Genomic DNA, 226 nt, shown 5'->3' on the forward strand with positions numbered 1-226 from the left:
GTGATGCAAAAATCTGGAGCGGGAAACGAGACTCGAACTCGCGACCCCGACCTTGGCAAGGTCGTGCTCTACCAACTGAGCTATTCCCGCAATAATGCTGGTATCGTAATGCAAAAAACTGGAGCGGGAAACGAGACTCGAACTCGCGACCCCGACCTTGGCAAGGTCGTGCTCTACCAACTGAGCTATTCCCGCTCTGGGTACCAAAATCTGTCCTGGTACGGGG

The 226-nt window shown here is 54.4% G+C and carries 2 tRNA genes; both read right to left on the bottom strand.

The window, feature by feature from the left end:
- Positions 1 to 14: 14 nt before the first annotated feature.
- Positions 15 to 90, bottom strand: a tRNA-Gly gene (locus A1830_RS20890).
- A 29-nt stretch (positions 91 to 119) separates the two neighbouring features.
- Positions 120 to 195, bottom strand: a tRNA-Gly gene (locus tag A1830_RS20895).
- Positions 196 to 226 lie beyond the last annotated feature (31 nt).

It is taken from the genome of Erwinia sp. ErVv1, assembly GCF_900068895.1.
GTDB lineage: Bacteria > Pseudomonadota > Gammaproteobacteria > Enterobacterales > Enterobacteriaceae > Erwinia.